The sequence below is a fragment of the Mycobacterium kyorinense genome (assembly GCF_002101735.1).
Classification (GTDB): Bacteria; Actinomycetota; Actinomycetes; order Mycobacteriales; family Mycobacteriaceae; genus Mycobacterium; species Mycobacterium kyorinense.
Genome location: NZ_LQPE01000140.1, coordinates 1 through 26,780, shown reverse-complemented (window position 1 = coordinate 26,780; position 26,780 = coordinate 1). Strand labels below are relative to the sequence as shown.

At 64.9% G+C, this 26,780-nt stretch carries 28 protein-coding genes, 4 tRNA genes and 4 pseudogenes; 24 read left to right on the top strand and 12 right to left on the bottom strand.

The genetic code is table 11. From position 1 onward, the window contains the following. Nucleotides 1-148: 148 nt before the first annotated feature. The 7 genes and pseudogenes from AWC14_RS29700 (at nucleotide 149) to AWC14_RS17510 (ending at nucleotide 5,567) form a co-directional block, all read left to right on the top strand. Nucleotides 149-1,696 (top strand): annotated as a pseudogene (locus AWC14_RS29700) (rolling circle replication-associated protein). After that, the gene (locus tag AWC14_RS17535) at nucleotides 1,585-2,397 is read left to right on the top strand and encodes a DNA methyltransferase (protein WP_235215815.1); all 813 of its coding nucleotides are present in this window, start codon (nucleotides 1,585-1,587) and stop codon (nucleotides 2,395-2,397) included. The pseudogene AWC14_RS29700 and the gene AWC14_RS17535 overlap by 112 nt, the downstream one beginning before the upstream one ends. A 128-nt stretch (nucleotides 2,398-2,525) precedes the next feature. Then, on the top strand, nucleotides 2,526-2,831 hold the full coding sequence (locus tag AWC14_RS17530; protein ID WP_045374356.1) for a WXG100 family type VII secretion target: 306 nt from the start codon (nucleotides 2,526-2,528) through the stop codon (nucleotides 2,829-2,831). A 3-nt stretch (nucleotides 2,832-2,834) separates the two neighbouring features. After that, the gene (locus AWC14_RS17525; RefSeq protein WP_045374359.1) at nucleotides 2,835-3,122 is read left to right on the top strand and encodes a WXG100 family type VII secretion target; all 288 of its coding nucleotides are present in this window, start codon (nucleotides 2,835-2,837) and stop codon (nucleotides 3,120-3,122) included. After that, nucleotides 3,119-4,564, top strand: coding sequence for a WXG100-like domain-containing protein (locus tag AWC14_RS17520; RefSeq protein ID WP_142281739.1), 1,446 nt, complete (start codon nucleotides 3,119-3,121; stop codon nucleotides 4,562-4,564). Before AWC14_RS17525 ends, AWC14_RS17520 begins: the two co-directional genes overlap by 4 nt. Before the next feature lie 12 nt (nucleotides 4,565-4,576). Beyond that, nucleotides 4,577-4,879, top strand: a complete 303-nt coding sequence (locus tag AWC14_RS17515) for a hypothetical protein (protein WP_045374360.1) — start codon at nucleotides 4,577-4,579, stop codon at nucleotides 4,877-4,879. 55 nt (nucleotides 4,880-4,934) lie between these two features. Continuing rightward, nucleotides 4,935-5,567, top strand: coding sequence for an HAD family hydrolase (locus tag AWC14_RS17510; protein WP_337590216.1), 633 nt, complete (start codon nucleotides 4,935-4,937; stop codon nucleotides 5,565-5,567). Here the strand turns inward: AWC14_RS17510 and AWC14_RS28320 are convergent. Further along, entirely contained in the window at nucleotides 5,560-6,825 is a 1,266-nt protein-coding gene (locus AWC14_RS28320; RefSeq protein WP_045374362.1) for a helix-turn-helix domain-containing protein, read from the bottom strand. The two genes, AWC14_RS17510 and AWC14_RS28320, sit on opposite strands and share 8 nt — an antisense overlap. Before the next feature lie 169 nt (nucleotides 6,826-6,994). Here AWC14_RS28320 and AWC14_RS17500 point away from each other — a divergent pair, with 169 nt between their 5' ends. From AWC14_RS17500 to AWC14_RS17480, 5 genes and pseudogenes are all read left to right on the top strand, one after another. After that, a complete protein-coding gene (locus AWC14_RS17500; RefSeq protein ID WP_045374367.1) occupies nucleotides 6,995-7,414 on the top strand; it encodes a hypothetical protein in 420 nt (139 codons plus the stop codon). After that, the gene (locus AWC14_RS17495) at nucleotides 7,411-8,760 is read left to right on the top strand and encodes an FtsK/SpoIIIE domain-containing protein (protein WP_045374369.1); all 1,350 of its coding nucleotides are present in this window, start codon (nucleotides 7,411-7,413) and stop codon (nucleotides 8,758-8,760) included. Before AWC14_RS17500 ends, AWC14_RS17495 begins: the two co-directional genes overlap by 4 nt. Next, nucleotides 8,757-9,125, top strand: coding sequence for a hypothetical protein (locus AWC14_RS17490; RefSeq protein ID WP_045374371.1), 369 nt, complete (start codon nucleotides 8,757-8,759; stop codon nucleotides 9,123-9,125). The genes AWC14_RS17495 and AWC14_RS17490 overlap by 4 nt, the downstream gene beginning before the upstream one ends. A gap of 5 nt (nucleotides 9,126-9,130) precedes the next feature. Beyond that, nucleotides 9,131-9,367 (top strand): helix-turn-helix transcriptional regulator, encoded by a 237-nt coding sequence (locus AWC14_RS17485; protein WP_045374461.1) that lies wholly within the window; start codon nucleotides 9,131-9,133, stop codon nucleotides 9,365-9,367. After that, nucleotides 9,367-10,530 (top strand): annotated as a pseudogene (locus AWC14_RS17480) (tyrosine-type recombinase/integrase); the annotation flags it as partial. The gene AWC14_RS17485 and the pseudogene AWC14_RS17480, both read left to right, overlap by 1 nt. Before the next feature lie 38 nt (nucleotides 10,531-10,568). On the opposite strand, the gene AWC14_RS17475 reads toward AWC14_RS17480, so the two are convergent. The 3 genes from AWC14_RS17475 to AWC14_RS17465 all read right to left on the bottom strand — a co-directional run bounded on the left by AWC14_RS17475 (nucleotide 10,569) and on the right by AWC14_RS17465 (nucleotide 10,855). Then, nucleotides 10,569-10,642: transfer RNA gene (locus tag AWC14_RS17475), tRNA-Phe, on the bottom strand. Between the two features lie 26 nt (nucleotides 10,643-10,668). Continuing rightward, a tRNA-Asp gene (locus AWC14_RS17470) sits at nucleotides 10,669-10,745 on the bottom strand. Nucleotides 10,746-10,781: 36 nt separating this feature from the next. Next, nucleotides 10,782-10,855: transfer RNA gene (locus AWC14_RS17465), tRNA-Glu, on the bottom strand. Nucleotides 10,856-10,977: 122 nt separating this feature from the next. Here AWC14_RS17465 and AWC14_RS17460 point away from each other — a divergent pair. The 4 genes from AWC14_RS17460 to AWC14_RS17445 all read left to right on the top strand — a co-directional run bounded on the left by AWC14_RS17460 (nucleotide 10,978) and on the right by AWC14_RS17445 (nucleotide 12,760). Next, nucleotides 10,978-11,050, top strand: a tRNA-Lys gene (locus AWC14_RS17460). A gap of 189 nt (nucleotides 11,051-11,239) precedes the next feature. Further along, nucleotides 11,240-11,452: an excalibur calcium-binding domain-containing protein gene (locus AWC14_RS17455; RefSeq protein WP_045374373.1), complete on the top strand. Its 213-nt coding sequence runs from the start codon at nucleotides 11,240-11,242 to the stop codon at nucleotides 11,450-11,452. Between the two features lie 22 nt (nucleotides 11,453-11,474). Beyond that, nucleotides 11,475-11,654 carry a hypothetical protein gene (locus tag AWC14_RS17450; RefSeq protein ID WP_142281738.1) on the top strand — a complete coding sequence of 60 codons (180 nt, stop codon included), beginning with the start codon at nucleotides 11,475-11,477 and terminating at the stop codon, nucleotides 11,652-11,654. Nucleotides 11,655-11,677: 23 nt separating this feature from the next. Next, complete coding sequence (locus tag AWC14_RS17445; protein ID WP_045374378.1) at nucleotides 11,678-12,760, top strand: F420-dependent hydroxymycolic acid dehydrogenase; 1,083 nt, start codon at nucleotides 11,678-11,680, stop codon at nucleotides 12,758-12,760. Here AWC14_RS17445 and AWC14_RS17440 read toward each other — a convergent pair. Then, nucleotides 12,757-13,653, bottom strand: coding sequence for an SAM-dependent methyltransferase (locus AWC14_RS17440; protein ID WP_045374381.1), 897 nt, complete (start codon nucleotides 13,651-13,653; stop codon nucleotides 12,757-12,759). The two genes, AWC14_RS17445 and AWC14_RS17440, sit on opposite strands and share 4 nt — an antisense overlap. A gap of 69 nt (nucleotides 13,654-13,722) precedes the next feature. Here AWC14_RS17440 and AWC14_RS17435 point away from each other — a divergent pair, with 69 nt between their 5' ends. From AWC14_RS17435 to AWC14_RS17425, 3 genes are read left to right on the top strand one after another with little or no spacing between them, the layout of a single operon-like run. After that, on the top strand, nucleotides 13,723-14,220 hold the full coding sequence (locus AWC14_RS17435; RefSeq protein WP_045374464.1) for a nucleoside deaminase: 498 nt from the start codon (nucleotides 13,723-13,725) through the stop codon (nucleotides 14,218-14,220). A gap of 41 nt (nucleotides 14,221-14,261) precedes the next feature. Beyond that, nucleotides 14,262-14,651: an ArsR/SmtB family transcription factor gene (locus tag AWC14_RS17430; RefSeq protein ID WP_045374384.1), complete on the top strand. Its 390-nt coding sequence runs from the start codon at nucleotides 14,262-14,264 to the stop codon at nucleotides 14,649-14,651. Nucleotides 14,652-14,656: 5 nt separating this feature from the next. After that, complete coding sequence (locus tag AWC14_RS17425; protein WP_081967981.1) at nucleotides 14,657-14,860, top strand: zinc transporter Slc39a7; 204 nt, start codon at nucleotides 14,657-14,659, stop codon at nucleotides 14,858-14,860. 6 nt (nucleotides 14,861-14,866) lie between these two features. On the opposite strand, the gene AWC14_RS17420 is transcribed toward AWC14_RS17425, so the two are convergent. Next, nucleotides 14,867-15,865 carry an oxygenase MpaB family protein gene (locus tag AWC14_RS17420; RefSeq protein ID WP_045374467.1) on the bottom strand — a complete coding sequence of 333 codons (999 nt, stop codon included), beginning with the start codon at nucleotides 15,863-15,865 and terminating at the stop codon, nucleotides 14,867-14,869. Between the two features lie 70 nt (nucleotides 15,866-15,935). Here AWC14_RS17420 and AWC14_RS17415 point away from each other — a divergent pair, with 70 nt between their 5' ends. From AWC14_RS17415 to phoU, 5 genes are all read left to right on the top strand, one after another. Continuing rightward, nucleotides 15,936-16,517, top strand: a complete 582-nt coding sequence (locus tag AWC14_RS17415) for a TetR/AcrR family transcriptional regulator (RefSeq protein ID WP_045374386.1) — start codon at nucleotides 15,936-15,938, stop codon at nucleotides 16,515-16,517. Between the two features lie 149 nt (nucleotides 16,518-16,666). Then, the gene (locus tag AWC14_RS17410) at nucleotides 16,667-17,689 is read left to right on the top strand and encodes an acyl-ACP desaturase (protein WP_045374389.1); all 1,023 of its coding nucleotides are present in this window, start codon (nucleotides 16,667-16,669) and stop codon (nucleotides 17,687-17,689) included. Between the two features lie 6 nt (nucleotides 17,690-17,695). Further along, nucleotides 17,696-18,829, top strand: a complete 1,134-nt coding sequence (dusB, locus tag AWC14_RS17405) for a tRNA dihydrouridine synthase DusB (RefSeq protein ID WP_052425483.1) — start codon at nucleotides 17,696-17,698, stop codon at nucleotides 18,827-18,829. 184 nt (nucleotides 18,830-19,013) lie between these two features. Beyond that, nucleotides 19,014-21,080: an LCP family protein gene (locus AWC14_RS17400; RefSeq protein WP_045374400.1), complete on the top strand. Its 2,067-nt coding sequence runs from the start codon at nucleotides 19,014-19,016 to the stop codon at nucleotides 21,078-21,080. Between the two features lie 74 nt (nucleotides 21,081-21,154). Next, nucleotides 21,155-21,823 (top strand): phosphate signaling complex protein PhoU, encoded by a 669-nt coding sequence (gene phoU / locus AWC14_RS17395; RefSeq protein WP_045374407.1) that lies wholly within the window; start codon nucleotides 21,155-21,157, stop codon nucleotides 21,821-21,823. Between the two features lie 5 nt (nucleotides 21,824-21,828). Here the strand turns inward: phoU and pstB are convergent, their stop codons facing one another. The 6 genes and pseudogenes from pstB to AWC14_RS17370 form a co-directional block, all read right to left on the bottom strand. Next, the gene (gene pstB / locus AWC14_RS17390; RefSeq protein WP_045374409.1) at nucleotides 21,829-22,605 is read right to left on the bottom strand and encodes a phosphate ABC transporter ATP-binding protein PstB; all 777 of its coding nucleotides are present in this window, start codon (nucleotides 22,603-22,605) and stop codon (nucleotides 21,829-21,831) included. A 12-nt stretch (nucleotides 22,606-22,617) separates the two neighbouring features. Continuing rightward, nucleotides 22,618-23,532: a phosphate ABC transporter permease PstA gene (gene pstA, locus AWC14_RS17385; protein ID WP_045374410.1), complete on the bottom strand. Its 915-nt coding sequence runs from the start codon at nucleotides 23,530-23,532 to the stop codon at nucleotides 22,618-22,620. Next, nucleotides 23,529-24,554 (bottom strand): phosphate ABC transporter permease subunit PstC, encoded by a 1,026-nt coding sequence (gene pstC / locus AWC14_RS17380; RefSeq protein WP_045374411.1) that lies wholly within the window; start codon nucleotides 24,552-24,554, stop codon nucleotides 23,529-23,531. The genes pstA and pstC overlap by 4 nt, the downstream gene beginning before the upstream one ends. Nucleotides 24,555-24,577: 23 nt before the next feature. Further along, nucleotides 24,578-24,703: pseudogene (locus tag AWC14_RS28315) on the bottom strand (phosphate ABC transporter substrate-binding protein PstS); the annotation flags it as partial. A gap of 54 nt (nucleotides 24,704-24,757) precedes the next feature. Then, nucleotides 24,758-26,410: an IS607 family element RNA-guided endonuclease TnpB gene (gene tnpB / locus AWC14_RS17375; RefSeq protein WP_045382746.1), complete on the bottom strand. Its 1,653-nt coding sequence runs from the start codon at nucleotides 26,408-26,410 to the stop codon at nucleotides 24,758-24,760. Beyond that, nucleotides 26,407-26,703: pseudogene (locus AWC14_RS17370) on the bottom strand (recombinase family protein); the annotation flags it as partial. The pseudogene AWC14_RS17370 and the gene tnpB, both read right to left, overlap by 4 nt. Nucleotides 26,704-26,780 lie beyond the last annotated feature (77 nt).

Genomic DNA, 26,780 nt, shown 5'->3' with positions numbered 1-26,780 from the left:
ATAGGGCGCATTGAGCTGGTTCGACGGATTCGGCTGCGCCGACGACCGGACATAAACCGGACGTAGTGCTTGCGCTCCCAAGAGGCAATCCCTTACGCGCCAATCACTTAGTGATGGGCACCGAGGGCTGCCGGGGAGTAGGTGCCCGATGCCCGAGCACGTCACAGCGTCGACGGTGCGCCGCACAACCAGGACCGGGAAGCGACCCACTGATTGGCACGACCCAAACGATACGGCCAGTCGGAACACGGACGGAGCCGCGGACGCCGGTAGACCGCGAGTGCCCGAGGCCGTCAAGGCCGCAGGGCGCGAGAGCGGTAGCGGTCGGTCGGACGGCGGGAGCGGCGTAGGCCGTGTTCCGGCTGGGACCAACGGGCTTGTTATATGTGCCAAAAGTGTCCGCAGCGAGGTCGCGGGTTGTGTCGGGGGCGCCGAGTGGCGAGCAAGTGATGCGCTGGGGCTGCGGTTCCCGCGCCCCGCGCTGGTCACTTCGGCGGCATCGCTGTTTGAGCAGGCCCAGCCGTGGGCGGTCGGCAACGCGCTAAGGGGAACCGAGCCCGAATCGGGTTGATTCCGTGTCACCTTGGGCCCGGGCGTGGTTCGGCTCGGCTGGACCAACCCCGTCTGCAAAGAGAAATCCGCACAGCGGGCCATCGAGCGGCACGACATGGATGTCGATGGCCTGAAGATCCGCGTCAAAGACGAATTGGCCGCAGCTTCGGAGTTGGACGACGCGGGTGACGTAGCGGCGGTGAAGCAAAGACCGGGCGGTGTTTCGCCCGGCGAGACCGGACGTCGGGTTACCGAGTGGTCGCGTAAGTCGCGGTCGGCGATGTGCCGCACGTTCGCCGAGCTCGATTACACCCCGCTTGTGGAGTCCGGTCGGGTGCCGGCGATGGTGACCCTGACCTATCCGGGCGATTGGGAAACAGTCGCCCCCGATGGCAAGAGCGTCAAGCGGCATATGGTGTTGTGGCGCAAGCGGTTTCACCGTGAATACGGCGAGTCGGCGCGTTACATATGGAAGTTGGAGTTTCAGCGCCGCGGCGCTCCGCACCTTCATTTGTGGCTGGCACCGCCGACGCAGGAGGGTCGGTCCGGGCGCAGCTTCCGAGAATGGCTTTCCTACACGTGGGCGGAGATTGTCAACCATCCAAATCCAGAGCAGAAAGCGAGTCATCGGCTGGCCGGAACCGCCATCGACGTCCTGGCCGGTTTGCGGGCCTGCGACCCCAAACGCTTAGCAATCTATTTCACCAAACACTCATCCCCGAATACGTTGAGCGACAAGGAATACCAGCACATCGTGCCGACGCTTTGGCGTGCGCCTGGCCACGGCCCGGGCCGGTTCTGGGGTGTGCACGGGCTACAGAAGGCGACGGCGTGCGTGGAGATCGCCAAAGACACCTACCTGACGGCCCGCAGAATCATTCGGCGCTGGTCACGCAACCAAGCCGTCTACGGCAATGTCAGCAGCCGGTTCCCGAGCCTGGTGGTACCGCGAACGAGCTACCGGACCGTGCAACGTCGCAACAGCAAGACCGGGAACGTCGCCCAGCGACGTGTCCGCCGACGACGAACACTGTGCAGCCATGGGGGACTGGCCGGCGGATACGTCCTGGTCAACAACGGCCCACTCTTTGCAGCCCAGCTCGCCAAAGCGCTCGTCTGCGTTATCCGACACAGAAACCGCTGAAACTGCTGGAACGCATAATTAGCGCAGGAAGTAATCCCGGAGATGTCGTGCTTGATCCGTTCTGCGGCTGTGGCACAACGGTGGACGCCGCTCAGCGGCTAGACCGCCACTGGATCGGCATCGATATCACGTATATCGCGATCGACCTGATCACTAAGCGACTGCGTCACACTTACGGTGATAAGATCCTTGACACTTTTGATGTTCCTTTTGGTATCCCGAAGGACGTCACGGCGGCACGCGCACTGTTTGCGCAGTCGCCCTTCGAATTCGAGCGGTGGGCCGTCTCGCTCATCAACGCTGAGCCGAATCAAAAGCAAGTGGGCGACAAAGGCATCGACGGCGTGGCACGATTCCCACTTGGCGTGAAGGGGCAGCTCGGTCGCGTGCTCGTGTCGGTCAAGGGCGGTAAGACGCTCAATCCTTCGATGGTTCGGGACCTCAGCGGCACCATCGATACCCAAAAGGCCGCAATGGGCGTGCTCATCACGCTGGAGCCGGCAACGAAGGGTGTGCAAGACGCTATGGACCATGGCGGCGTATACAAGCATCCCGCGAACGGACAGACTTATCCACGCCTGCAGCACATTACGATCAAGGAGCTCCTCGACGGCAAGAAACCGCAGACGCCTCCCACTGTCTTGCCGTACATCGCCGCCGAGAAGCTGGCGGTCGACGACAAAACCGAGACCCTGTTCTAAATCCGCGGCCCGCCCTGGGCTGGGCTGGACCATGAGACGGATGTTATGGAGGCCGATTTAGTGCGTAAGTCCTACCCCGGCCGCGGTTATGATCTGCCGAGTAGCACCGTCAAGGATGGGGGTCTTGGATGGCTGACCTGATGGTCAATGCGGGCGAGGTGTTCAACGTTGCGCACGCACTAAGCAATCAGGCCCAGGAGCTGCGCGAAGAACTTGATCAGTTGGCAAACGAATGGGATGGGTTGTCGCATAGCTGGTCAGGCGTCGCGGCATCTGCGTTCACTCCCGCATGGGAGAAGTGGCACGAGGGGGCTAGCAACCTGGTTAAGGCGCTGGCCGACCGGGCTGACCGACTTGGCCGGGCAGCGGTCGCTTACGAAGAACAAGACGGCGATGCCGCATCCGCGGTGGGTTCGGCAGGCGCGCAAATCTGAGTTATGGACAGGTATCGCGTCGAACTCCATGAGTTGCTGGGGTTTGTCGAACGGCTCCAAGCGTTCGAAAGTCGCGCCGAGCAGATCTGCGAGAGCGCTGACAACTTGGTGAACCAGCTTGACGGCAACTGGTCAGGCACAGCCGCCGGCGCGCATCAGGCCGAACACGACGAATGGATCGCCGCAGCGGCCGAGATGCGCGAGGCGGCAACACAATTGCGGCGAGCCGCTGACACGGCACACCGCAACTACAGCGAGCTCATCGAGATCAACACCGCGATGTGGCCATGACCCAAGATGTTGATCCGCGGGTCATTAAACAGGCCGGTGACGCCTGGCGCGAAGTTCACGAAGAGGCGGCCGCCGCGGTCAACCAGCTAGCCAGCGTGCTTAACGCCTCAGCCGGGATGGCTGGCAGCGATAACGGGGCGCACGCCTGGGCCTCAAAGTACGATCCGTTATGCGGGGGGCACAATGGCGCGGGCGGCGTCATGGAGGCAGCTTCTGCCGCCGTGATGGCTGCCGGGCAAGTCAGTGAACTACTGCATGCGACCGCGGTCAACCATGCCAACGGCGACCAGCAATCTGCGATCAATAACCCCCACGCGCCCGCGGTCCCCCCTGCCGGCGTTCCTGCATTCCGGCCGCCCGCGCCGCCGTCGGCTGAAGGCGGCCACGGCGACGTGCCAGGATGGTGGCACACGATCCAGGCGTACGTGCAGGGCGAACTATGGCCCAACGGGCACCAAGATCAGTTGCACAGCGCCGCTCAAGCCTGGCGCAAGGCCGCCGCGGGGCTTCGCGCAGCCGCGTTCAGGGCCAACAGTGCAGCACCCTATTTGGCGAATCAGAAGTCACCGGAGATTCCGGCCGCCATAGCCAACTGCAACAAGGTCCGCGACGCGATCACCTCCGCTGCCGAGGGCTGCGACGTAGCAGCAAAAGCCTGCGACGACTACGCATCAGCCATCGACCAGGCCCACCACAAGATCATCCACGAGATGGAGGTGCTGGGCGCCACAGTCGCGGTCACAGAAATTGTTGCGGCCGTGCTGATCCCATTCACCGCCGGAGCCAGTGAAGCCGTGTCGAAAGTCGTCGATGTCTCACGGCTCACCGCTGTCGGTGCGCGCATCGCCAACATCATCCGCGAGTTTCGGGCCGCGGCTGAACTCTCGTCCCTACCGACAGTCAGCGCCGCCGGAGCCGCGGCCCGTAGCATCGGCGAACTCGCCCCCATCCTTTCGGCCAGGGCGACGCTGTTCACCGCTGAAGGCGCGGGCCAATCAGCAGTTGTGGAGGGAGCTGCTAAAGGAATCGATGAAGATCTTATGGCGGTTCTTAAGACCGATAAGGACACAGCATTCTTCTGGTCTGGCCGCACTTCCGCCGGGCAGGGTGTAGGTCCTAATCAAAGTGGTCTAGGTATAGCGGCGGATATAGCTGGGCAGCACGGTGGAGTGACACTAGAGTCGCTACTTGCCCGCGCGGGCGTGAAGGCACCGGAGTGGGACGCGAATAACCCAACATCAGTAAGCTGGTGGAAAAAGGCTTCCGAAATTTATGCAAGTGGCGTGAGCGGCGAGGTCCGGGCCGTTATCGGGTCCGATCTTCGCCCCGGGAACATATGGCAGAACATAGAATTGAAGGCACTCATGGGTAATCCGGCGGTGACAAGAATTGTCGAAATCAACCCTGAGACTGGAGCTGAGACGGTAGTATTCTCGCGATAGGAGAGAAGAGGCATGACAATCGAAAACTTGAGCGCTGCGATCGCGTGGGCCTTCACAACGGGAAATACGGCTTACGGGCCGGGGTTTGACAGTAGCGAGGTCATCGCCCGTTATGGCGAAGAGGATGGCGGCGCGCTGATAGAGAAGATCCAATCGTTGATGGAAGAGGCTATGCGGACGGACGTCGATTGGACACAATATGACCTCGCCGGTTCGCAAACTTATGTAGCAAGTAAACTGCGGGAGAATCATCCTGAACTAACAGCAGAAGCGGCCGACTGTTTCGGTCGGTATTTCAGCTTTCAGAATCGCTGATAGCGATAGGGATGGTCATTGGCGAGGCCGCAGCTAAGATATGCTAAAAGCAGTTGTGTTCGATGTCGGCGAAACCCTGGTCGATGAAACGCGAGAGTATGGGACTTGGGCCGACTGGCTTGGAGTGCCACGCCATACCTTTGTTTCCGTATTTGGCGCAGTGATTGCATCAGGCAAAGATTACCGAGAAACTTTCCAGGTGTTTCAACCCGGATTCGATCTGACCAACGAGCGAGAGGCCAGAGCGGCGGCCGGACAGCCGGAGTGGTTCGGAGAAGATGACCTCTATCCAGACGTCCGGTCAACGTTGTCTGGTCTTCAGGCAGCTGGCATTTGGGTTGGCATCGCGGGTAATCAGACGACCCGGGCGGGCGCCCTTCTTCGCGCTCTCGACCTTCCCACCGATTTCATCGCGACCTCTGATGATTGGGGCGTGGAGAAGCCCGACGTAATGTTCTTCGAGAAGCTTGCTGAGGCGGCGCCAACAGACGACCGCTCACAGATTGTGTACGTGGGCGATCGTATTGACAATGATCTGAGGCCAGCCAAAGCGGCTGGGTTGAAGACCATTTTTGTCCAGCGTGGCCCCTGGGGCTGGATATTTCGCGACTCGGCCGAACTGGATCAAGCCGCAGATTGGCGGGTCAAGGGTCTGGCTGAGATCCTTGATTTATTCGTCGCTAGCTGAATGAGTTCACCGTGGTGTGCCAGTCGTATAGCTTCGCGTCCAGGTTTCGCACGGCTGGAAGCGACTCATATTCGCGCAGGCTTTCTCTGACCGCTTTTATCCGGTCCATCGCCGTCGCGTACCACTGTCGACTGACACCTTCGATTGCTTCGCTCAGCAGTTCGCAGGCGCGGCCGGGGTCTCTGTCAGCGACGGCAGCCGCCGCGAGGTCGGCCAGGGTGACGGACCGTTGCTTGGCCGCATCATCGGGCAAATCGGCTAATACCTGGGTTAGAACGGCCTGAGCCTGATGCGGCCGGCCGGCTGCTACCAAGGTGTTTCCTTTGAATCCTTGTAACCGGGTGAGCGAGAACCAGTCGAACCAACTCGGTAGCTGCGTGTCGACTTGCTGGTGGACCATCAGTGTTTCGGCTTGATCAATGAGTCGCAACGCCTCGCGGGTATTACGGAATCGGGTTTCGACCTCGGCCTCAACGGCGTTGAGCCACGCGGTAATTGCAGCGGGCGCGCTAGCGCGGCGGGCGAACGCGTGGGCTGCGCGAATCCGGTCTCGCGCTTCTTCGGCTCTGGTTCGATCACCGGAAAACGCTGGGGCGAACGCCATGTGCGCCAAAACCGCAGCGCCAAGCAAGGAGTCGTTAGCCTCGTAAGCGGCTTGCAGCGCCAGGACGAAATGGGGTTGGGCGGCCTCGGGTTGTTGAAGATCGAAGAACTCCAGTCGGCCAGCGAGAAGGCTAACTTCAGATAACGCAGTTGCCAGGCCCTTTCGCCCTGACTCGTCGATGGTGGAGAGAAGAGAGGCACCGAGGCCGGCGTGGCCGGCGACCAGTGGCAGAAGCTCGGCGGCGGGAAGCGTCCAGTACAGGTGACGGTAGGCGACGGTGATCGCTGCGTAATCGGCAGCGACGCCGACCGGCAGGGTAGCGCCGACTCTGTCTAGCGGACGCCTTCCATGTTGCCGTGATTTGTTCGCCCGCAAGTCTTTTGGCGTGTCCGGCTGGTTGCCCTGCCACGGCGCGACGAAGCCCAGGTCGGTTATGGGGCAGTGAAATAACGCTTCTAACGCCGCCGCGTGTTCGGGATGCGGCCAGGGCGGACTCGCCGACTCCCAGCGGCGGACGGTGCGAGGAGTCACTGAGATCCGTAGGCCAATCGAGCGTGCGGCTTCGGTGACGGCTTCGGCCAACGCGGCCTGCGATCGCAAACCCAGTCCCTGACGTGCTGCGCGAAGTCGCGCATTGCCAATTGTGTTTGTCATGCGGCCCAGAGTAGGCCACTGTGTAGTCTAAAGACAACGGAATATCCGCTTAAACGTCCTATTTATGTCCTCCTTCGCGTCCTATAAACGGACATCCCGCTGCCTGATTATGGCCTGGCGCGCCCCAGTGCGCCAAGGCCAACAAACCACATCAGGAGGTACCAGGCAGATGGACATCAAGCTCGCAGGCGAGGTGTTGGGATGGGTCACCAAAGAGGCTCGGGAACGCTCGGTGTATTCGGGCCGCGGCGACAACCGCGTCGTCACCGGCCGCGAATGCGACGCCAACGGCGCAGCCGTCTCCGGTGTCGAATCGGTGATCATAAGCGATGCCCTCGGCGTCACACCGGGCGCCACCGTCGTCATGCCCGACACGTTGGCGGCCGACGTGCCGGTCGGCACAGTGGTTGCCGTCAGCGGCAGCAATGGGCTATCCGCGCGCATCGTCGGCGGAGATTACGGCAGCACGCGCGTCTCCATTTTCGGCGTGACCGACCTGCGCGTCGTCGCTGACGGCGCCAAGCTGCTGCGCGACGCCGCCGCCAAACACACGACACCTGCCCGCAGTGGAACGGGAGGCCAGGCGTGAACCCTTATGACCCGACTCCTATTGACCCGGGTTACCCCTACTCCGATGCTGGGTTCAGTTTCGAGCATCTCACGCACCTGGCGCTCGTAGGCGCAGCATGGCTGCTGGTGCTGGTCGCCGTGATCGTTGCGGCGCTGCTGACTTGGCGGCACAACGATCCGCAGGGCTACGAGCGGTATTTCGCGGGCCCGCTTCGGCGTGCTCGGTGGCGGTGGTGGGTGCGCGGTTCTTGGTCGCGGCTGTCCAAAAGGTGCGGGTTGTCGTTTTCCGAACAGGTCACCAGCAAAGACAAGGACGGCAAGCCGACCACGACGACAGTGTGGATTCATCCAAAGTTGGTGCGGGTCAACACATCCGATCATTGCCTGTACCTGACGGTGCGTACCCGCATGGGGCAGACCGTCGAGGATCTGGAAAACGCGGTGCCGAAAATCCGCGACGCCGCGGGCGCTCACTCGGCCCGCTCTGCAGTGGTCGCACCCGGCACGGTGCGGATGGAGTTCGTGATGCGCGAACAGCTCGCCGGAGTCGGGTATGCTCCGCCGCCTAGTCGCGCGGCTACGACGAGTGTGCGGCTGGGGCGCTGCGAGAATGGCAAACCCTGGACTCTGCGGATCGCTGGTCGGCACACACTGACGGTGGGCTGCTCTGGGTCCGGCAAGGGCTCGGTGTTTTGGGGAATCGCGGCCGGATTCGGCCCAGCCGTCAGCGCCGGACTGGTCCACTTGGTGGGGATCGACCTGAAGTACGGTATCGAAGTCTCGGTGGGTGCAGGGCTGTTTACCAAAGTGGCCACCACCGAGGACGACGCGGTCAAAACCCTTGCCGCGCTGGAAAACCTGATGGATCAGCGTGGTACCAGAATGGCCGGAAACAGCCGCGAGCATACCCCGACCGCTGCTGAGCCGTTGGTGGTGTTGCTCATCGACGAACTAGCCGGCGTGACCGCCTACATGAGCGACCCCGGGCTCCGCAAGCAAGCCGCGGCGTCCCTGTCGCGGATCTTGACCAAGGGCCGCGCCCTCGGCGTCGTGGTTGCGGCCTTTCTGCAAGACCCACGCAAGGAGGTCCTACCGATGCGGGGTTTGTTCACCCAAACCATCGCGCTGCGGCTGCGCTCCCGCGACGAAGTCGCCATGGTCCTCGGCGACGGCCTGGCCGACGCGGCACCAGCGCACCGCATCAGCCCCGATGCCCCCGGCACCGGGTACGTGATCGCCGAGGACGGCTCGGTGATGCGGGTTCGAGCCGACTTCTGGAGCGACGCCCAAATCCGCGCCGTCGCAGCCCGATACCAGCCATCGAAGCGAAACACTCAAAGCGGAAGAGGTTCTCAGAAGCAATGACCAACAGGAAACCCGGATTCGCAGGTGTGTTGCAGCCGCTTGATGAAGCGCAGCTGCGTCGGCGCAAGCAGGACTTACTGCGGCGTGCGGCCTTGGTGGCCGAGTCCGGCTGGGATCAGTTCCGCTATCAGTGGTCCACCGGCGAGATCTTGGGCACCGCCCTGGTGCTGAACGACTGTGACGAACTGCTGCGCTTCGACGAAACCCCGAACTCGGCACTTGCGCGGTGGGCTTTCGACCTGTGGGGCATCGGCGGCGGGCAGGCAGACGTGGATGCCGGCTGCCCGCGGGCTCGCGCTTGGTTCGACTTCATCCGCGGCGAACTGGCGGGCAAGCCATCCACGCCTGCAACTAGGGAGGAGTGAGATTGATGGTGATTCATGGCGTCCGGGAAACCCTGGTGGCATCTGGTCAATTCCCGGAACTGCTGACCGCCGAACAAGTTTCGGCGCTGCTCGGCGTATCGGTGGCGACACTGAATCGCTGGGCGGCAGTCCGTGAACAGACCGGGCAACAGATCGGCCCACCCTGCTACTCGCTGTCCGAACGGGTGCGCCGCTGGGATTCGGCCGAGGTCCGCAAATGGCTCAAGCAGGTCCGCCGCTGATGGCCGGTAACACCCCGCGCGGCATCCGCAAACGGCTCAACACGGCCGGAGCCCCCCGCTACCAGGTCCGCTACCTGGTGCGCGATCCCGCCTCAGCATCCGGGTGGATCGAAACCTCGGCCACCTTCGCCACCCTGCGAGAAGCCAAGGCGTTCAAGGCCGAACGCGACAACGAAGCTGCACTCGGCGCTCGCCGATTCGACCCACGGCTCGGCCGCGTGCCCCTGGCTCGGATTTGGGAACAATACAGCGCCTCCAAGAAGCCCGCAGTGTCCGCCAAGACATGGAGCGGCTACCGCCAACATTGGCACCTGCGCATCGCGCCGCGGCTCGGCCACATCCCGGTTGACGAGATCACCCGCGCCCAGGTGCAACAGTTAGTCGACAGCCTCACCGTGGGGCCGTGGGCCAAGGTTTCCACGCTGCGGCTGCTGCGCTCCATCCTCGACGTAGCCCGCAACGACGGCCGCATTCATACCAACCCAACTCACGGCGTCTCAGCAGGGCGCATCCCCGAACGGGAACGCCACCGCTACCTGACCGCCCCCGAAGTGGCCGCCCTGGCCGCCGCTTGCAAAGACCAGGGTGATGTCGTGACCATTCTGGCCTACACCGGTCTGCGCTGGTCCGAGCTCGTCGGCCTGCGCGTCGGCGATATCGACGTGGCCACACGCCGCCTCCACGTGCGCCGCGCCGCGCCCGAAGTCGAAGGTCGCATCATCATCGGCCCACCCAAGACCCGCGCCGCCAAGCGCACCGTTCCTCTCCCCCAGGTCGTCGTCGACGCACTGAAACCACGTGTGGCCGGTCGTGAGCCGGATGAGCCGGCCATCACGTCACCCAATGGCGCAATGCTCAGGTCCAACAACTGGCGTCGGCATGCCCACTGGTCCGAAGCACTGCGCAAGACCGAGCTCGCACCGCTGACGATTCACGACCTACGACACACCTATGCCAGCCTGGCCCGCAAATCCGGCGCAGACCTGCGCTACGTACAGAAAACCATGGGCCACTCCACACCCACCGTCACCGCCAACATCTACAGCGACCTCTACGCCGACGAACTCGACCAGGAAGCAACCAACCTCGACAGACTGCACACAGCCGAGAGCGACGATTCGACGAACACCACCGGACAAGAACCGGACACACCCAACCAACCACCGAGTGCATGCACCGTGTCGATGCAGGTCAAAGACTGTGGCCAGGGGCGGGATCGAACCGCCGACCTTCCGCTTTTCAGGCGGACGCTCATACCGACTGAGCTACCTGGCCGGAAGGCACCGTGTGCCTCGCCGCGATGGCGACCCTGACGGGACTCGAACCCGCGACCTCCGCCGTGACAGGGCGGCGCGCTAACCAACTGCGCCACAGGGCCTTGCTTCACCATCTGCTCCGCGTCGCCGCGTAGCGGTACCCCCTACGGGATTCGAACCCGCGTTACCGCCTTGAAAGGGCGGCGTCCTAGGCCGTCTAGACGAAGGGGGCCAGAACCGAATCTCTCCGGGGTACTCGCAACTGGTGACGTTGTGAGCCAAGCCAGCTTAGGCCACGGCAGACCGAATCCTCAAACGAGCTCCCGCCACGGACGCAGTATTCTGTGCGTCGCGGCCCCTATAGCTCAGTTGGTAGAGCTACGGACTTTTAATCCGCAGGTCCTAGGTTCGAGTCCTAGTGGGGGCACTCTTGTCTGACATTGTTTCGGCTGATGCTTGACAGTTACTTCAGCTGATCCTTGACATCCTGGCGGTGATCACCGTCGGCTCGTGCGTGTCCAAATTCTCTGCCGTCAAGTTGGCGATGAGCTAGGCTCCCGTAGTAGACGTTATTTCACTAAAGTGGAACAGTCCCATCCCTGGAAGGTGCTTGACGATGACAATCCGCGGTTTCGTCGGTGCGATTGCAATAAGTACCGCCGCCCTGGGCACCGCTCTGGTCCTCGCGCCTGCCGCGGTCGCTGGTCCGCCCTACAAGAACTGCACCGAGGCGCACAAGGATGGGCGCTACGACATCCCCCGGGGTGATCAGGCTTACCGGCCCGCACTGGATCGCGACAACGACGGCATCGCGTGTGAGAGCTACTAGCACAGTGACCCGTAGGTGGTTCGTGATCGGGTCGATCGTGGCGGGAATCGTCATCGTCGGCGCGATCGTGATTGCGCAACGGCCCTGGGAGAGTAAGAGCTATAAGGACTGCATCGCCGCGAACCAGTCGGCGGTCGGCGGCATTGCCACGCCGGGCTACACCCAGAAGGACCTTGAAACGTACTGCGCCAACGGCAGGTAAGTAAACCTGGGTACCCCTAGGCGATGAGAGGAATATCACGCCGCTCCTTCGGCCTGATCGCCGCAGGCCTGAGCGCCACCGGCCTTGCCGCCGCGTGCAGCTCGAAGCCGCAGACCACGCCGACTCTCCCGCCACCGCCGTCGGGCCCGGGCGTGGGATTCGTGCTCTCCCACGAGCAGTTCCCCACCGCCCAGCTGGTCGACCAGGCCCAGACCGCCGAGCAGGCGGGCTTTCGCTACCTGTGGGCCAGCGACCACATCCAGCCGTGGCAGGACAACGAGGGCCACGCGATGTTCCCGTGGATCACGCTGGCGTTGGTCGGCCAGCACACCAACCACATCCCGTTCGGCACCGGCGTCACCTGCCCGATCTACCGCTACCACCCGACGACCGTCGCGCACGCCTTCGCCTCGCTCGAAGTGCTCTACCCCGGCCGGGTGTTCCTCGGCGTCGGCACCGGCGAACGACTCAACGAACAGGCCGCCACCACCCAGTTCGGCAGCTACCGAGAGCGCCACGACCGGCTCATCGAGGCCCTCCAGCTGATCCGGCAACTGTGGACCGGTCAGCGAATCTCGTTTCAGGGCAAGTACTTTCAGACCAACCAGCTCAAGATCTACGACCTACCGCAAAAGCCTCCGCCGATCTTCGTCGCCGCCGGCGGACCGAAAAGCGCACACCTTGCCGGACAGTACGGCGACGGCTGGATCGCCCAGGCCGACAGCATCAAAGACAAGAAGCTGATCGACGCCTTCAACCAGGGCGCCAACGCCTCTGGCCGCGACCCTGCGACGCTGGGCAAGCGGGCCGAAATGTTCGCCGTCGTCGGCGACCAGGCCGAGATCAACCGCGCCGCCGGGCTGTGGCGATTCACCGGCGGGGCCGTCGACCAACCCAACCCCGTCGACATTCAGCGCGCGGCCGAAGCCAACCCGCTCGACAACGTAATCAAGGGCTGGACCACCGGCACCGATCCGGCCGTCCACGTCAAAGCGGTGCAGTCCGTTCTCGACGCCGGGGCGACGCCATTCATGCACTTCCCGCAGCAGGATCCGAAATCGGCGATCGAGTTCTACCGCACCAAAGTCCTACCGCAGCTGCACTAGCCGCCCAGCACCGCGCTGACATAGGTCACGTCGGCAAAAGCCGCGGCGACGTCGTCGTCAGGATAGACGAAACCGTTGTCGGCGTGCAGCTGCGCGACCGCGCGGTGCGACACCTGCCAGCCATGCCGGGTCAGGTGCTCGATGATATGACTGCGTTCGAAGTGGTAGACGAGTTCGTTGAAGTCGATGTCGAACCCGAGCTCACTCATCCGCTCGTGATGTGCGCGCCACCGCTCGTCGGCGAAAACCGTTGTGTCCGGTACGAATTCGCATGCCAGTCGACTGCCGGCAGCACTGAGCGCGGTGATGTTGTCGAACAGCGCGTCCTGGGCCTCGGGCGGCAGATATACGACCAGGCCCTCGGCACTCCACGCCGCGGCGGCGTCCGCGTCGAATCCGGCATCCCGCAGCGCGGCCGGCCAGTCGTCGCGCAGGTCGACGGCCACAGTGCGCCGCTCCGCGGTCGGCTCGGCGCCCAGCTTTGCCAGCGTCGAGGTCTTGAAATCGATCACCTCCGGCATGTCGACCTCGTAGACCACGGTGCCCGCCGGCCACGGCAACCGATACGCCCGCGCGTCGAGGCCCGCCGCCACGATGACCGCCTGACGGATGCCGCTCTCCGTCGCCTCGACGAAGAACCGGTCGTAGAACCGGGTGCGGACCGCCATCCCGCGGGCCATCCGGTCCGGGTCGAATCCGGAGTCCTCGGTGACCGGGATCTGCCCGTCCACCAGCCGGGTGTAGACGTCGTAGCCGACCGCACGCACCAGCGGCGCAGCGAACGGATCGTCGATCAACGACGCCGACGCCGCCAGCGCCCGCTGAGCGGCGACCATCGTCGCCGTCGCGCCGACGCTGCTCGCCAGATCCCAGGTATCGCTGTCGGAGCGCATTCGGGTACTCCCATCTGAGGTTTTCAATAATATAGATCGGCTAGTTATCTGTAGCGGATGGGGACTGTCATGGACTTCGCCCAACGGACCATCGACCTGGCCCGCCGCAACGTCGCCGAAGGCGGGCGCCCGTTCGCGACGGTCATCGTCAAAGACGGCGAGGTCCTCGCCGAGAGCGCCAACAAGGTCGCCCAGACCCACGACCCGACCGCGCACGCCGAGATCCTCGCCATCCGCCAGGCCTGCACGAAGCTGGGCACCGAGCACCTCGTCGGCGCCACCATCTACGTGCTGGCCCACCCGTGCACGATGTGCCTGGGAGCGCTCTACTACTGCTCACCGGATCAGGTCGTCTTCCTGACCAACCGGGAGCAGTACGAGCCGTACTACGTCGACGACCGCAAGTACTTCGAGCTCGCCACTTTCTACGCGGAGTTCGCGAAGCCGGCCGACCAGCGGCGCCTGCCGATGCGCTACGAGCCGCGCGACGATGTGATCGACGTATACCGGTTCTGGAACGAGCGCAACGGCGGCGAGCGGCGGGTGCCCGACGCTCCCGTCGACTGAACCCTTGACGGTACGGTCACACGCTGCGCTACTATCTGCGTATGCATGCAAGTAATAGTGATATGCGGCTGCCGGATGATCAGGTCCGCCTGGTGGCCGAGGTGTTCCGCATGCTGGCCGACCCCACACGAGTCCAGGTGCTGTGGTCGCTTGCCCACCGGGAGATGTCGGTCAACGAACTGGCCGAGCATGTGGGCAAACCGGCCCCCTCGGTCTCGCAGCACCTCGCCAAGCTGCGGATGGCGCGGCTGGTGCGCACTCGCCGCGAAGGCACCACGATCTTCTACAGCCTGGAGAACGAGCACGTGTGCCAGCTCGTCACCGACGCCGTCTTCAACGCCGAGCATGCCGGTCCCGGCGTTCCGGCGCACCACCGCGCCGACGCCGGACTGCAGGTCGTTGCCGAAAAGTCAACGAAACAAAGGAGATAAGGATCATGTCGCACCACGACCACCCGCACGACGCGCCGCACTCACACGAACACGAGCACGGCGGCGTCGCTCACACGCACGCGCACACCGCGCACGAGCACGAGCATGTCGAACACGAGCACGCCCACACCCACGACGACGGCACCGAGCACACCCATCAGCATGTGCACCAGGCCGGTCTCGAGGAGGCGCACAGCCACGCCCACTGACGCGGGTCAAACGTTGGGGCAGTAGTGCTTTGGGTTCCCGCGTTCGTCCAGCGGCGGCAGGTTGCGCGCTGGGGTGTGCACCAGCGGTGTGTCGGCCGGGACGCGTCCGGTGGCGCGGTCCCACCCGGCCCGGGCCCGCGGATGCTTTCGATACCGCCGCGGCACAAAGGTGAAGACCAGCCGAACCACATCGCCGAACCGGCGATGCAGCCACTCGTCGCGAGACGACCAGGTGTAGCCCATCAGTTCGCGTACCGGCGGATCGTAGAGACCGACCGTGAACCATACGAAGAACGGTGCCAGCAGCTTACGCTGTGCCTTCCATAACCAATCCGGAAGCCGTTGCGCGAACGGCGGTTTGGGTAACTCGGTCAGGTTGAGCACCTCGCGAGCGGCATAGTTGTTCTCCAGCACCTCGCGGCACATATGGTCCCAGTAGACCTGAAAGTCCTCCCAGGACTTGGGCACCGGTCGCATGCTCATGCCGTACATCCGGTACCACTCGATGTGCTCGTCGAAGAGCTGGCGCTTCTGCGCCTCAGTGATGCCACCGCAAAACCGTTCGGCCACAATCAAAGTGCCGACGAAGAAGGTGGCGTGCGCCCAGTAGAAGACATCGGGATTCAGCGCGTGATAGCGCCGGCCCAGGGCGTCGACGCCCTTGATGTCGACGTGGTAGTCGCGCACCTCGGCACCGGTCGTCGGCGCGCGGTCGCCGTCGAACACCACGCCGCCGATCGGGTAGAGCGAGCGCAGCAGCCGCGGCCACCGTTCGCGGAAGAACGTCGAGTGGTCCTCGACCGCCGCGCCCAGCTGCGGATGCATGTTCTGCATCGAGCCGGCCCACGGGCCCTGCAGCATGCCGCGCCAGTCCCCGAAGTATTTCCAGGTGAGCGAATCCGGGCCGAGCGCCGTGGGCGGCGCGTCATATCCCACCGCCGACACCGGGCAGCCCGAAGCCACTTCGCTGGTCAGCGGGCGTGCCTGGAAAGTATCTTGAGTCACTAATGAAGTTTCCTGTCCGGTCTCAGCCATACTGACTACATGCGTTGTCAAGATAGACCTTAGGAGCGATGTGCCGTCCGGTCAACGACGGGGCCGCTGGTCCGGTGTTCCTCTCGAGGATCGCCAGGCGCTGCGCCGCGACCAACTCCTCGCCGCCGGAGTGCAATTGCTCGGCGGCGAAGGCGGTCCGGCGGTCACTGTCCGGGCAGTGTGTCGCGAGGCCGGGCTAACCGAACGCTACTTCTACGAAAGCTTCAGTGACCGTGACGAATTCGTGCGCGCGGTCTACGACGACGTCTGCACGCGGGCGATGTCGACGCTGACGTCGGCGAGCACCCCTCGCGAGGCCGTCGAGCAGTTCGTCGCGCTGATGGTCGACGACCCGGTGCGGGGCCGCGTGCTGCTGTTGGCGCCCGAAGTGGAGCCGGTGCTGACCCGCTCCGGCGCGGAATGGATGCCCAACTTCATCGAGCTGCTGCAGCGCAAGCTGACCAGAATCGGCGACCCGGTAATGCAAAACATGGTCGCCACCGGCCTGATCGGCGGCCTGACCGCGCTGTTCACCGCATACCTGGACGGGCGGCTGGCGGCCACCCGCAAGCAGTTCATCGACTACTGCGTCGACATGCTGCTCAGCCGCGCCGCGGTTTAGCGGCGCGAGAACACGCAAATATCCCTTTTGCCCCGGCGTGTCGGAGGCTTATGCGTCAGCTCGGCAACGGGCCGCCGCCAAACTTGATGCTACCGACGTACACAGATATATTGACTGCAACCAACAGATACAGATAACTGGAGGGGCCCATGTCGGCTGACCTGACCGACCTGCACCTGTTGCACGAACTCGAACCCGTCGTCGAGAAGAACCTCAACCGGCATCTGTCGATGCACAAGAACTGGAACCCGCACGACTACATCCCGTGGTCGGACGGGAAGAACTACTACGCGCTGGGCGGGCAGGACTGGGAGCCGGAGCAGTCGAAGCTGTCCGACGTCGCCCAGGTAGCGATGGTCCAGAATCTGGTCACCGAGGACAACCTTCCGAGCTATCACCGCGAGATCGCGATGAACTTCGGCATGGACGGTGCCTGGGGCCAGTGGGTCAACCGCTGGACCGCCGAGGAAAACCGGCACGGGATGGCACTGCGCGACTACCTGGTGGTGACCCGCGCGGTCGACCCGGTCGAGCTGGAACTGCTGCGCATCGAGGTGGTCAACCGGGGTTTCAGCCCGGGCCAGAACCACCAGGTTCGCGAAGACCTGTTCGCCGAGAGCCTGTTCGACTCGATCATCTATGTCACCTTCCAGGAACTCGCGACCCGGATCTCGCACCGCAACACCGGTAAGGCCTGCAACGACTCGATCGCCGACCAGTTGCTGGCCAAGATCTCGGCCGACGAGAACCTGCACATGATCTTCTACCGCGACGTCAGCGAGGCCGGATTTGAGATCGCGCCCAACCAGGCGATGAAGTCGCTGCACCGGGTGCTGCGCAACTTCCAGATGCCCGGCTTCCAGGTGCCGGAGTTCCGGCGCAAGGCCGTGGTTATCGCCGTCGGCGGGGTCTACGACCCGCGGATCCACCTCGACGACGTGGTGATGCCGGTGCTCAAGAAATGGCGGATCTTCGAGCGCGACGACTTCACGGGCGAAGCCGCGGCGATGCGCGACGACCTGGCGCTGCTGATCAAGGAGCTCGAGCAAGCCTGCGACAAGTTCGAGGTGTCCAAGCGGCGCCAACTGGAGCGAGAAGCACGCACAGGCAAGCGCACCACCGCGCTGGAGCTGCACAAAACCGCCGGCAAACTCACCATGAGCCGGCGGTAGCCGGCGTTGCGCATCGGGCCCATTACGCTCGCCAGCCCGGTGGTGTTAGCACCGATGGCGGGTGTCACCAACGTTGCGTTCCGGACGCTGTGCCGGGAGCTTGAGCAGGCACTGGTCGGGACGGTCAGCGGACTCTACGTCTGCGAGATGGTGACCGCACGCGCGCTCGTCGAGCGGCATCCCGCCACCATGCACATGACGACGTTCTCCCCCGACGAGTCGCCGCGATCGCTGCAGCTCTACACCGTCGACCCGGCCACCACCTACGCGGCGGTCAAGATGATCGCCGACGAGAACCTGGCCGACCACGTCGACATGAACTTCGGCTGCCCGGTGCCCAAGGTCACCCGTCGCGGCGGCGGGGCAGCGCTGCCCTACAAGCGGCGGCTGTTCGGCCAGATCGTCGCCGCGGCCGTGCGCGCCACCGAGGGCACCGACATTCCGGTCACGGTCAAGTTCCGGATCGGCATCGACGACGACCACCACACCCACCTGGACGCCGGCCGGATCGCCGAAGCCGAGGGTGCCGCCGCGGTGGCCCTGCACGCCCGCACGGCCGCGCAGCGCTACTCCGGCGCGGCGGACTGGGAGCAGATCGCGGCGCTCAAAGCGCAGGTGCGGACGATCCCGGTGCTGGGCAACGGCGACATCTTCGACGCCAGCGACGCCCTGACCATGATGGCCAGCACCGGCTGCGACGGCGTCGTCATCGGCCGCGGGTGCCTGGGCCGGCCGTGGCTGTTCGCCGAGCTGTCGGCCGCCTTCACCGGCAGCCCGCCGCCCACGCCGCCGACGCTCGGTGAGGTCGCTCACATCATTCGCCGGCACGGGGCGCTGCTGGCCGCCCACTTCGGTGAAGACAAGGGCATGCGCGACATCCGCAAACACATCGGGTGGTACCTGCACGGCTTCCCGGCCGGATCGGAGCTGCGACGGTCGCTGGCGTTGGTCAAGACGCTCGACGAGCTCGACGGCCTGCTAGAGCAGCTCGACGCCGCGGTCCAGTTCCCGGAGGCGGCCACCGGCCCACGGGGCCGGCAGGGGTCGCCTGCGCGGGTGGCGCTGCCCGACGGCTGGCTGGCCGACCGCGACGACTGCACCGTGCCGGCCGGGGCGGACATCATGCACTCCGGTGGCTGAATCGAAACGATCTCGACATCGCGTTTCGGCCGATGTCTGGCTACCATGTGGAATTTGTTGCAACGCGCTCCGGTGGACCCCCGGGGGGAGCGCGAATTTGTGGTGCTGCCACCGCGAGCACTGCCCTGATGTATGCGCACGAACACGTCGAGCACCTCATCAGAGTTTCGGAGGCCGGTAGGACATGAGTGACGGCAACAGCGCCACTCCGGGCCGCCCCCACCCCGCAGACGACATCGGGATTACCGAAAATTCGCTGCGATCGCTACCCGCCGCGCCGTGGGAACGGTTCGGAACGTCGCCTCGCGGCGCCGTCGCCGCCCCTCGCCGGCCCGCGCCGCCGCTCGTACGCAACCACCGCGACGACACGGCCTCAGGCGGATGCCACACCGACGGCGGCCTCACGGTCGCCGATCTGATCGCCAAGGTCGGCGGCCCACCCCCGGCGCGACGCAGCCGCCACCGCGCCGAGCCGGACATCGAGCCACCCGACCCACCCGACGACGCCTACGCCGCGCCGATGTCGTCGGCGTATGCGTCCGAGCTGCCCGACCTGGACCTCCCGCCACGCCCACGGCGTTCTGCCGCCGCCGAAGAAACCGCGGTGCTGCCCCCGGCGTCGGGGCGGGTGCCTCCGGCCCGGATCGTCGGAGACCCCGACGCGGCCGACATTCCGGACCCCGCACCGAAACGCAAGCGCCGCCCGCTGTTGGTGGCCGGCCGCGCGGTGGCGGCGTTGATCGCAGTGCTGTCGCTGGCCCTCACCGGCGGGGCCTACCAATGGAGCGCCTCGAAGAACAACCGGCTCAACAACGTCAGCGCGCTCGATCCTCACTCGCACGACATCCTCGACCCCAACGCCCAGTACGGGGACGAGGATTTCCTGATCGTCGGGGTCGACTCCCGCGCGGGGGCCAACGGCGAGATGGGCGCCGGTAACACCGAAGACGCCGGCGGTGCCCGATCCGACACCATCATGCTGGTCAACATCCCGGCGAACCGTAAACGCGTGGTCGCCGTGTCGTTTCCGCGCGACCTGGCCATCACGCCGATGAAATGCGAGGCCTGGAACCCCGACACCGGTGCCTACGGACCGCTGTACGACGACCAAACCGGGACCTACGGGCCGAGGTACGTCTACACCGAGACAAAGCTGAACTCCGCGTACGCCTTCGGCGGGCCCAAGTGCCTGGTGAAGGTCATCCAGAAGCTGTCCGGGCTGTCCATCAACCGCTTCATGGCCATCGACTTCGCCGGCTTCGCCAAGATGGTCGACGCGCTCGGCGGCGTCGAAGTCTGCACGACCACCCCGCTCAAGGACTACGAGCTGGGCACGGTTCTCGACCGTGCCGGCCGTCAAGTCATCGACGGGACGACGGCGCTGAATTACGTGCGGGCCCGCAACGTCGCCACCGAGAACAACGGCGACTACGGGCGTATCAAACGCCAGCAGCTGTTCTTGTCGTCGCTGCTGCGGTCGCTGATCTCCCGTGACACGTTCTTTTCGATAAGCAAGCTCAACAACGTCGTCAACATGTTCATCAGCGACAGCTACGTCGACAACGTCAAGACCAAGGACCTCGTCGACCTCGGTCAATCGGTGCAAGGCGTGTCGGCCGGCCACATCACGTTCGTGACCGTCCCGACAGGCGAAACCGACGAGAACGGCAACGAGCCGCCGCGCACCTCCGACATGCGCGCGCTCTTCGACGCCATCATCAACGACGATCCGCTGCCCGGTGAGAACGACAAGAACGCGACGTCGACCCCGACGACCAAGTCGCCCACCAGCCAAGCGGCGCAGCCCAGCCCGTCCAGCGCGCCGCACGCTGAGCAGGTGCAGGCCGTCACGACCTCGCCGCAGGAGATCACCGTCCAGGTGTCCAACTCGACCGGCAAGTCCGGTCTGGCCGCCACCGCCGCCGCCGAGTTGCAGCAGTACGGCTTCAAGGTCAAAGAACCCGACGACTACCCCAGCTCGCTGAAATCGACCACGGTGTTCTTCTCGCCGGGCAACGAGCAGGCCGCCGCGACGGTGGCCGCGTCGTTCGGCAGCTCAAAGGTGGAGCGGGTCACCGGAATTGAGCAGGTTGTGCAGGTTGTCCTCGGCCCCGATTTCCGGGCTGTCTCGGCGCCGCCGCCAAGCGGCTCGTCGGTCAGCGTGCAGATCGACCGCAGCGCCAACAGCACGCCGACCAAGCTTCCCGAGGACTTGACGGTCACCAATGCCGCCGACACCACCTGCGAATAGCCGTAATTGGCATTCACAGTCAATTCAGCTCGGCCTTCCTGGCTTTTCCCGGCTGAGAACGTAGTCTTGACACCATGCGGACTGCCTACCAGGAACAGCTTTCCGGGCTCTCCGAGCGGCTCGGCGAGATGTGCGGGCTTGCCGGGGCGGCGATGGAACGCGCGACGCAGGCCCTGCTGCAGGCCGACCTGGTGCTGGCCGAACAGGTCATCTCCGACCACGAGAAAATCGCGGAGCTGAGCGCCCGCGCCGAGGAAAGCGCCTTTGTGCTACTGGCCCTGCAGGCGCCGGTCGCCGGTGACCTGCGCGCGATTGTCAGCGCGATCCAGATGGTCGCCGACATCGACCGGATGGGCGCGCTGGCTCTGCATGTCGCCAAGATCGCCCGGCGACGCCACCCTCAACATGCCCTGCCCGAAGAGGTCAACGGCTATTTCGCCGAAATGGGCCGGGTCGCAGTCGAATTGGGCAACAGCGCGCAAGAGGTGCTGTTGTCACGCGACCCGGAGAAGGCCGCGCGCATCCGCGAAGAAGACGACGCGATGGACGACCTGCACCGGCACCTGTTCACCGTGCTGATGGACCGCGAGTGGAAGCACGGCGTGGCCGCCGCCGTCGACGTGACATTGCTGGGCCGGTTCTACGAGCGCTTTGCCGACCACGCCGTCGAGGTGGCGCGCCGAGTCATCTTCCAGGCGACCGGCCGGTTCCCCGAAGACGACGCGGTGCCGACCTCGGGCTAGCCGCGCTAGCCGAAGCGGCCGGAAATGTAGTCTTCGGTGGCCTTCTGGGTGGGGTTGGAGAAGATCTTCTCGGTGTCGTCGATCTCCACCAGCCGGCCGGGTTTCCCGACGGCCTCCAGGTTGAAAAACGCGGTCTGGTTACTCACGCGGGCGGCCTGCTGCATGTTGTGGGTGACGATGACGATGGTGTAATCCTGCTTCAGCTCGGCGATCAGCTCCTCGATCGCCATCGTCGAAATGGGGTCCAGCGACGAGCACGGCTCGTCCATCAGCAACACGTCGGGCTGCACGGCGATGGCCCGGGCGATGCACAGCCGCTGCTGCTGCCCGCCGGACAACCCGCCACCGGGCCGGTCCAGCCGGTCTTTGACCTCGTCCCATAAGTTGGCCCCGCGCAACGAATATTCGGCGGTGTCGTCGAGCACCTTGCGGTTACGCACGCCCTGCAGTTTCAGCCCGGCCACCACATTGTCGCGAATTGACATGGTGGGAAACGGATTTGGCCGCTGGAACACCATCCCGATCGCCCTGCGCACACCAACCGGGTCGATACCGGGCGCGTAGATGTCGTCGTCGTCGAGCAGCACCGTACCCTCCACCCGGGCACCGGGAATGACCTCGTGCATGCGGTTGAGCGTGCGCAGCACGGTCGTCTTGCCGCAACCGGACGGGCCGATGAACGCGGTCACACTGCGCGGCAGCACCGACAGCGACACGTCGGCGACCGCATGAAACGACCCGTAATAGATGTTGAGGTCTTTGAGGTCCAACCGCTTAGCCACCGCTACTCCTGCCTAGAATTTCTTAGGCGCAAAGATTTTCGCGACCACTTTGGCCCCGACATTGATCACGGCGATCAGCAGTATAAGCGTCACCGCAGCGCCCCACAGTCGTTCGGTCGGGACGGGATTGGCGCCCGCGCCAGCCGAGGTCTGGTCATACATCATACCGGGCAGCGACCCCATGAAGCCGCTGACCATGTCGAAGTTCATCGCCTGCGAATAGCCCACCAGAATCAGCAGTGGCGCCGTCTCGCCCATCACCCGCGCCAGCGCCAGCATGATTCCGGTGATGATGCCCGACAGGCCCGTCGGAATCACAATGCGCGCAATGGTTTTCCACTTGGGTACGCCGAGTGCGTAGCTGGCCTCGCGTAGATCCACCGGGACTATCCGCAGCATCTCCTCGGTTGCCCGCACGATCACCGGAAGCATCAGCAACACCAACGCCAGCGACACGGCCAGACCGGACCGCGGCAGGCCCAGGGTGGCCACGCACAGCGCGTAGATGAACAGCGCCGCGACAATCGACGGCACGCCGGTGAGGATGTCGACCATGAACGTCGTCAGCCGGCCCAGGCCGGTGCCCGCTCCGTATTCGACGAGGTAGATCGCGACGAACACTCCGATGGGGATGGAGATGGCCGCGCAGACCAGGCCCTGCAGCACGGTGCCGACGATCGCGTGGTAGGCGCCGCCGCCGGTCACGAACGCCGTCATGCCGGCCTGCGAGTGTGACCACCACACGGTGGAGGTGATCGCCCGGAATCCCTTGGCAACCACCGAGTAGAGCACCCACAGCAGCGGGACCAGCGCCACCGCCATGGACAGCGTCACCAGCACGGTCGCGACGTTGTCGGCGACCCGGCGCCGCAGGCTGGTGCCGGCGAATGTGCGCGCCTTGACCGGGCGGTCCAGGATCGACGTCATCGAGTTCCCTTACCGGCGACCGCCGCGCGCGCCAGCGCGTTGACCAAGAAGGTGAGCAGGAACAGCACCAGCCCAGCGGCGATGTACGCGCCGGCCTTGTACTGATTGTTGAATTCCGATGCGGTGGCGGCGATCTTGCTGGCGAAGGTGTAGCCGCCGTCGAACAGCGACCAGCCGAACGCCGATTGCGTCCCGCGCAGGATGATCAGCAGCGCGACGGTCTCGCCCAGCGCGCGGCCCAAGCCCAACATCGCCCCGCTGATGTAGCCCGACCGGCCGAACGGCAGCACCGTCGTCTTGACCACTTCCCACCGGGTGGCCCCGAGCGCCAGCGCCGCCTCGATGTGGCCCTGTGGCGTCTGCACGAAGACCTCGCGGGTGACAGCGGTGATGATCGGCAGGATCATCACCGCCAGCACGATCCCCGCGGTGAAGATGGTGCCGCCACCGGCGACCGACGCGTTGCCGTTGGCGAATAGAAAACACCACCCCAGGTGGTGGTTGAGCCATGTCGCGATCGGCCGCAACCGCGGCGCCAGCACGTACAGGCCCCAGACGCCGTAGATGATCGACGGCACCGCGGCGAGCAGGTCCACCATGTAGGCCAGCGGACCCACCACCCGTCGCGGCGCGTACTGGGTGAGATAGATCGCGATGCCCAGCGCCACCGGCATGGCCAGCACCAGCGCGAACAACGCCACGAACACCGTGACCTGCAGCATGTCGAAGATGCCGAAGTGCATCGCCGAGGTGTCGGTGGTGACCCAGTTGCCGCCGTAGGTGAAGAAGTTCTCCTTGTTGCGGGCCAGCGCCGGGATGGCGCGCATGAGCAAAAACACCGCGATCGCGCCGATCAGCACGACGATCAGGACACCGGAGCCTTCCGAGAGCCCACGAAAGACGCGATCACCCAGCCGGGGTTTGCTCCTGCCCCACGGGATGGTGGGCGGCGTGATCGGCTCGGGAACCGGCGCAGCGACGACCTCACCCGAACCCGCGTCGGACGGATTTGGCGTGGTCACTTCAATCCCATCGCTGTTGCTTCTTACTGGATCGCGCCGATCGCCGCCAGCAGGCGCTGCTTGAACCTGTCCGGCAGCGGGATGTATCCGGCGGGCGAAAGGTCCTTTTGACCGTAGTCGGCGGCAGCGGTCAGAAACGATTTGAGCGCGGTCGAGATGCCCGGGTCGTAGCGTTGCCGTTGAATGTGTTTGAGTTGCACACATTATGCGGCGTCCCCTCGCGGGGTTTGGGTTTTGGCCGCGCCGCTTCCGGCCCCGCGTGGGCGGGGTCTTATGGATGCTCCGCCGGCACCGGATGTTCCGGTGTCGGCGCCATGGCCTGTACCAACCTGTTTGGTTGGCCCGGGTACCGATGGGGCCGTGGTCCCGACTGGACCACAACTGGCGTCATCCGGCCAGTCACGGAGATTCAGCGCAGCGTTGCGATCCCGGTCGACCACTTCGCCGGTGAGCGGGCACACCAGCAACTTGTCGATGCGCCCTTTGCCGACCAGAAGGCATTCGGTGCCGTCCGGTGTGGTGCAGCCGTGATGGATCTGGCTGGACGGGAACCAGCGATCCGCCACGGTGAGCACCGCGCCATGGCGGGCGGTCTTGTAGGCCAGCATCGGCCCGACCAATCCCATCGCCGCATCGGAGACGGCGCGTCGGTAGGCGCGCCGTCCCATGCTGCGTTTCATCGCGGCCACGTCGAGTTCTTCGATCACGATGCGGCCGTAGCTGCCCGCCAGCTCGGTGGTGAGCTGATGGGCGGCTTCCCGTCGTAAGTGCACGCATCGGCGATCGAGCCGGGTCAGCTTGGCTTTCGCTGACCGGTGCCCGCGTGAGCCGGGGATGCGGCGGGAAAGTTGTCGACCAGCCCGCCGCCGCGCAGCAAGCGTGGCTTTCAGCGGGGCTGGATTCGGATACTCGGTGATGGTCTGCTCCCCGGTGATGGTGTCGACGGTGGCCACGGTGGCCAACGTGCGCATCCCCAGGTCGACCCCGGCGATCACCGTCGGCCGGGCCACCGCGGGTGCCGTGGCCGGTGTGCGCAGCGCGTAGCTGATCGAGACGAACAACCGGCCCCAGCGCTGCGAGAGCGTCATGTTCAGAATGCGGGCACGCCCGGCCGAGAGGTGGCGCTGCACGCGGCGGGTGTTCTCTTTGGATCGCAGCGGCCCGATCACCGGCACAGTGATGGTGCGCCGATCATCCTCTAGACGCATTGTTCCGGTGGTGAAGCGCACCCGGCCGGCGTCGCGGCGCGCGGATTTGAACCGCGGAAACCCCATCCGGCGACCTCGCCGTGTGCCGTTCTTGCTCGCCGACCAGTTATCCAGCGCCCGCGCCAGATCAGCCAGCCCCGACGAGTAGGCCTCCTTGGAGTTGGCGGCCCACCACGGCGCGACTTCATGCTTGGCGCGGTTCCACGCCTTGCGCAGCGAGCCCAGATCCCAGCCCACCGACTCATGGCCCGGATCAACAGCTTTGGCATCCAGATCGGCCTTCACCCGAGCCAGGCCCCAGTTAAACGCCTTGCGGCGGGCCCCGAAATGCGAGCGCACCAACGCCGCCCGCGCCGCCTCGGCAGGCCAGTCGACCTCGAACTTCGCCCCGGTCACCGTCCACCCAGTAGGCAGCTTCGCACCCCTTGATCCGGTGGCAGCGTAACTATCGGCGTCCCCGTCGAACAGATCGAACAGCACCGACACCGACTCCACCGCCAACCGATGCGCCTCGAAGTCCGCCCCCACATCCACAAACCGTGACAATGCCGGTGTGCCGTCGGGCTTCGACTTACCAGCCAGATGCACGCCGGCGGTGGCCGCGGCCACCTTTGCGGCATGCGCCCGGGTACGCAGCCCGATGATCATGCCGCCTCGCCCGGTCCATGCTTGGCCGCCGTCACCGCGCGCATCGCCCGGTTTCGCGCACCGCGCCGCCCGTAAAGCCGCGCGCACATCGACGTGAGGACTTCGATCATGTCGCGCACCAGATCATCGGTTGTCTCGCCGGGATCGGCCACCACGACCCGGCGGCCCTGGGCCGCAAGCACGGCCTCGAGGTGCTCCACCCCGAAGCGGGCCAACCGGTCTCGATGCTCCACGACAATGACCTTCGCATCCGGGTCCGACAGAATCCGGCGCAACTTCGGGCGCTTGCCGTTTGTTGCGCGTCACTCTGGATGACGATGATGGCGTCATTGGGGTTGACGACGAGCCGATGATGGGAACGGCCCCGCTC

What these genes read in the sequence shown, in the direction of transcription:
- AWC14_RS17530 (WP_045374356.1), top strand. Translation starts at nt 2,526, where the DNA reads ATGGCTGACCTGATGGTCAATGCGGGCGAGGTGTTCAACGTTGCGCAC.
- AWC14_RS17525 (WP_045374359.1), top strand. Translation starts at nt 2,835, where the DNA reads ATGGACAGGTATCGCGTCGAACTCCATGAGTTGCTGGGGTTTGTCGAA.
- AWC14_RS17520 (WP_142281739.1), top strand. Translation starts at nt 3,119, where the DNA reads ATGACCCAAGATGTTGATCCGCGGGTCATTAAACAGGCCGGTGACGCC.
- AWC14_RS17515 (WP_045374360.1), top strand. Translation starts at nt 4,577, where the DNA reads ATGACAATCGAAAACTTGAGCGCTGCGATCGCGTGGGCCTTCACAACG.
- AWC14_RS28320 (WP_045374362.1), bottom strand. Translation starts at nt 6,825, where the DNA reads ATGACAAACACAATTGGCAATGCGCGACTTCGCGCAGCACGTCAGGGA.
- AWC14_RS17500 (WP_045374367.1), top strand. Translation starts at nt 6,995, where the DNA reads ATGGACATCAAGCTCGCAGGCGAGGTGTTGGGATGGGTCACCAAAGAG.
- AWC14_RS17490 (WP_045374371.1), top strand. Translation starts at nt 8,757, where the DNA reads ATGACCAACAGGAAACCCGGATTCGCAGGTGTGTTGCAGCCGCTTGAT.
- AWC14_RS17485 (WP_045374461.1), top strand. Translation starts at nt 9,131, where the DNA reads ATGGTGATTCATGGCGTCCGGGAAACCCTGGTGGCATCTGGTCAATTC.
- AWC14_RS17455 (WP_045374373.1), top strand. Translation starts at nt 11,240, where the DNA reads ATGACAATCCGCGGTTTCGTCGGTGCGATTGCAATAAGTACCGCCGCC.
- AWC14_RS17445 (WP_045374378.1), top strand. Translation starts at nt 11,678, where the DNA reads ATGAGAGGAATATCACGCCGCTCCTTCGGCCTGATCGCCGCAGGCCTG.
- AWC14_RS17440 (WP_045374381.1), bottom strand. Translation starts at nt 13,653, where the DNA reads ATGCGCTCCGACAGCGATACCTGGGATCTGGCGAGCAGCGTCGGCGCG.
- AWC14_RS17435 (WP_045374464.1), top strand. Translation starts at nt 13,723, where the DNA reads ATGGACTTCGCCCAACGGACCATCGACCTGGCCCGCCGCAACGTCGCC.
- AWC14_RS17430 (WP_045374384.1), top strand. Translation starts at nt 14,262, where the DNA reads ATGCATGCAAGTAATAGTGATATGCGGCTGCCGGATGATCAGGTCCGC.
- AWC14_RS17425 (WP_081967981.1), top strand. Translation starts at nt 14,657, where the DNA reads ATGTCGCACCACGACCACCCGCACGACGCGCCGCACTCACACGAACAC.
- AWC14_RS17410 (WP_045374389.1), top strand. Translation starts at nt 16,667, where the DNA reads ATGTCGGCTGACCTGACCGACCTGCACCTGTTGCACGAACTCGAACCC.
- AWC14_RS17400 (WP_045374400.1), top strand. Translation starts at nt 19,014, where the DNA reads ATGAGTGACGGCAACAGCGCCACTCCGGGCCGCCCCCACCCCGCAGAC.
- phoU (WP_045374407.1), top strand. Translation starts at nt 21,155, where the DNA reads ATGCGGACTGCCTACCAGGAACAGCTTTCCGGGCTCTCCGAGCGGCTC.
- pstA (WP_045374410.1), bottom strand. Translation starts at nt 23,532, where the DNA reads ATGACGTCGATCCTGGACCGCCCGGTCAAGGCGCGCACATTCGCCGGC.
- tnpB (WP_045382746.1), bottom strand. Translation starts at nt 26,410, where the DNA reads ATGATCATCGGGCTGCGTACCCGGGCGCATGCCGCAAAGGTGGCCGCG.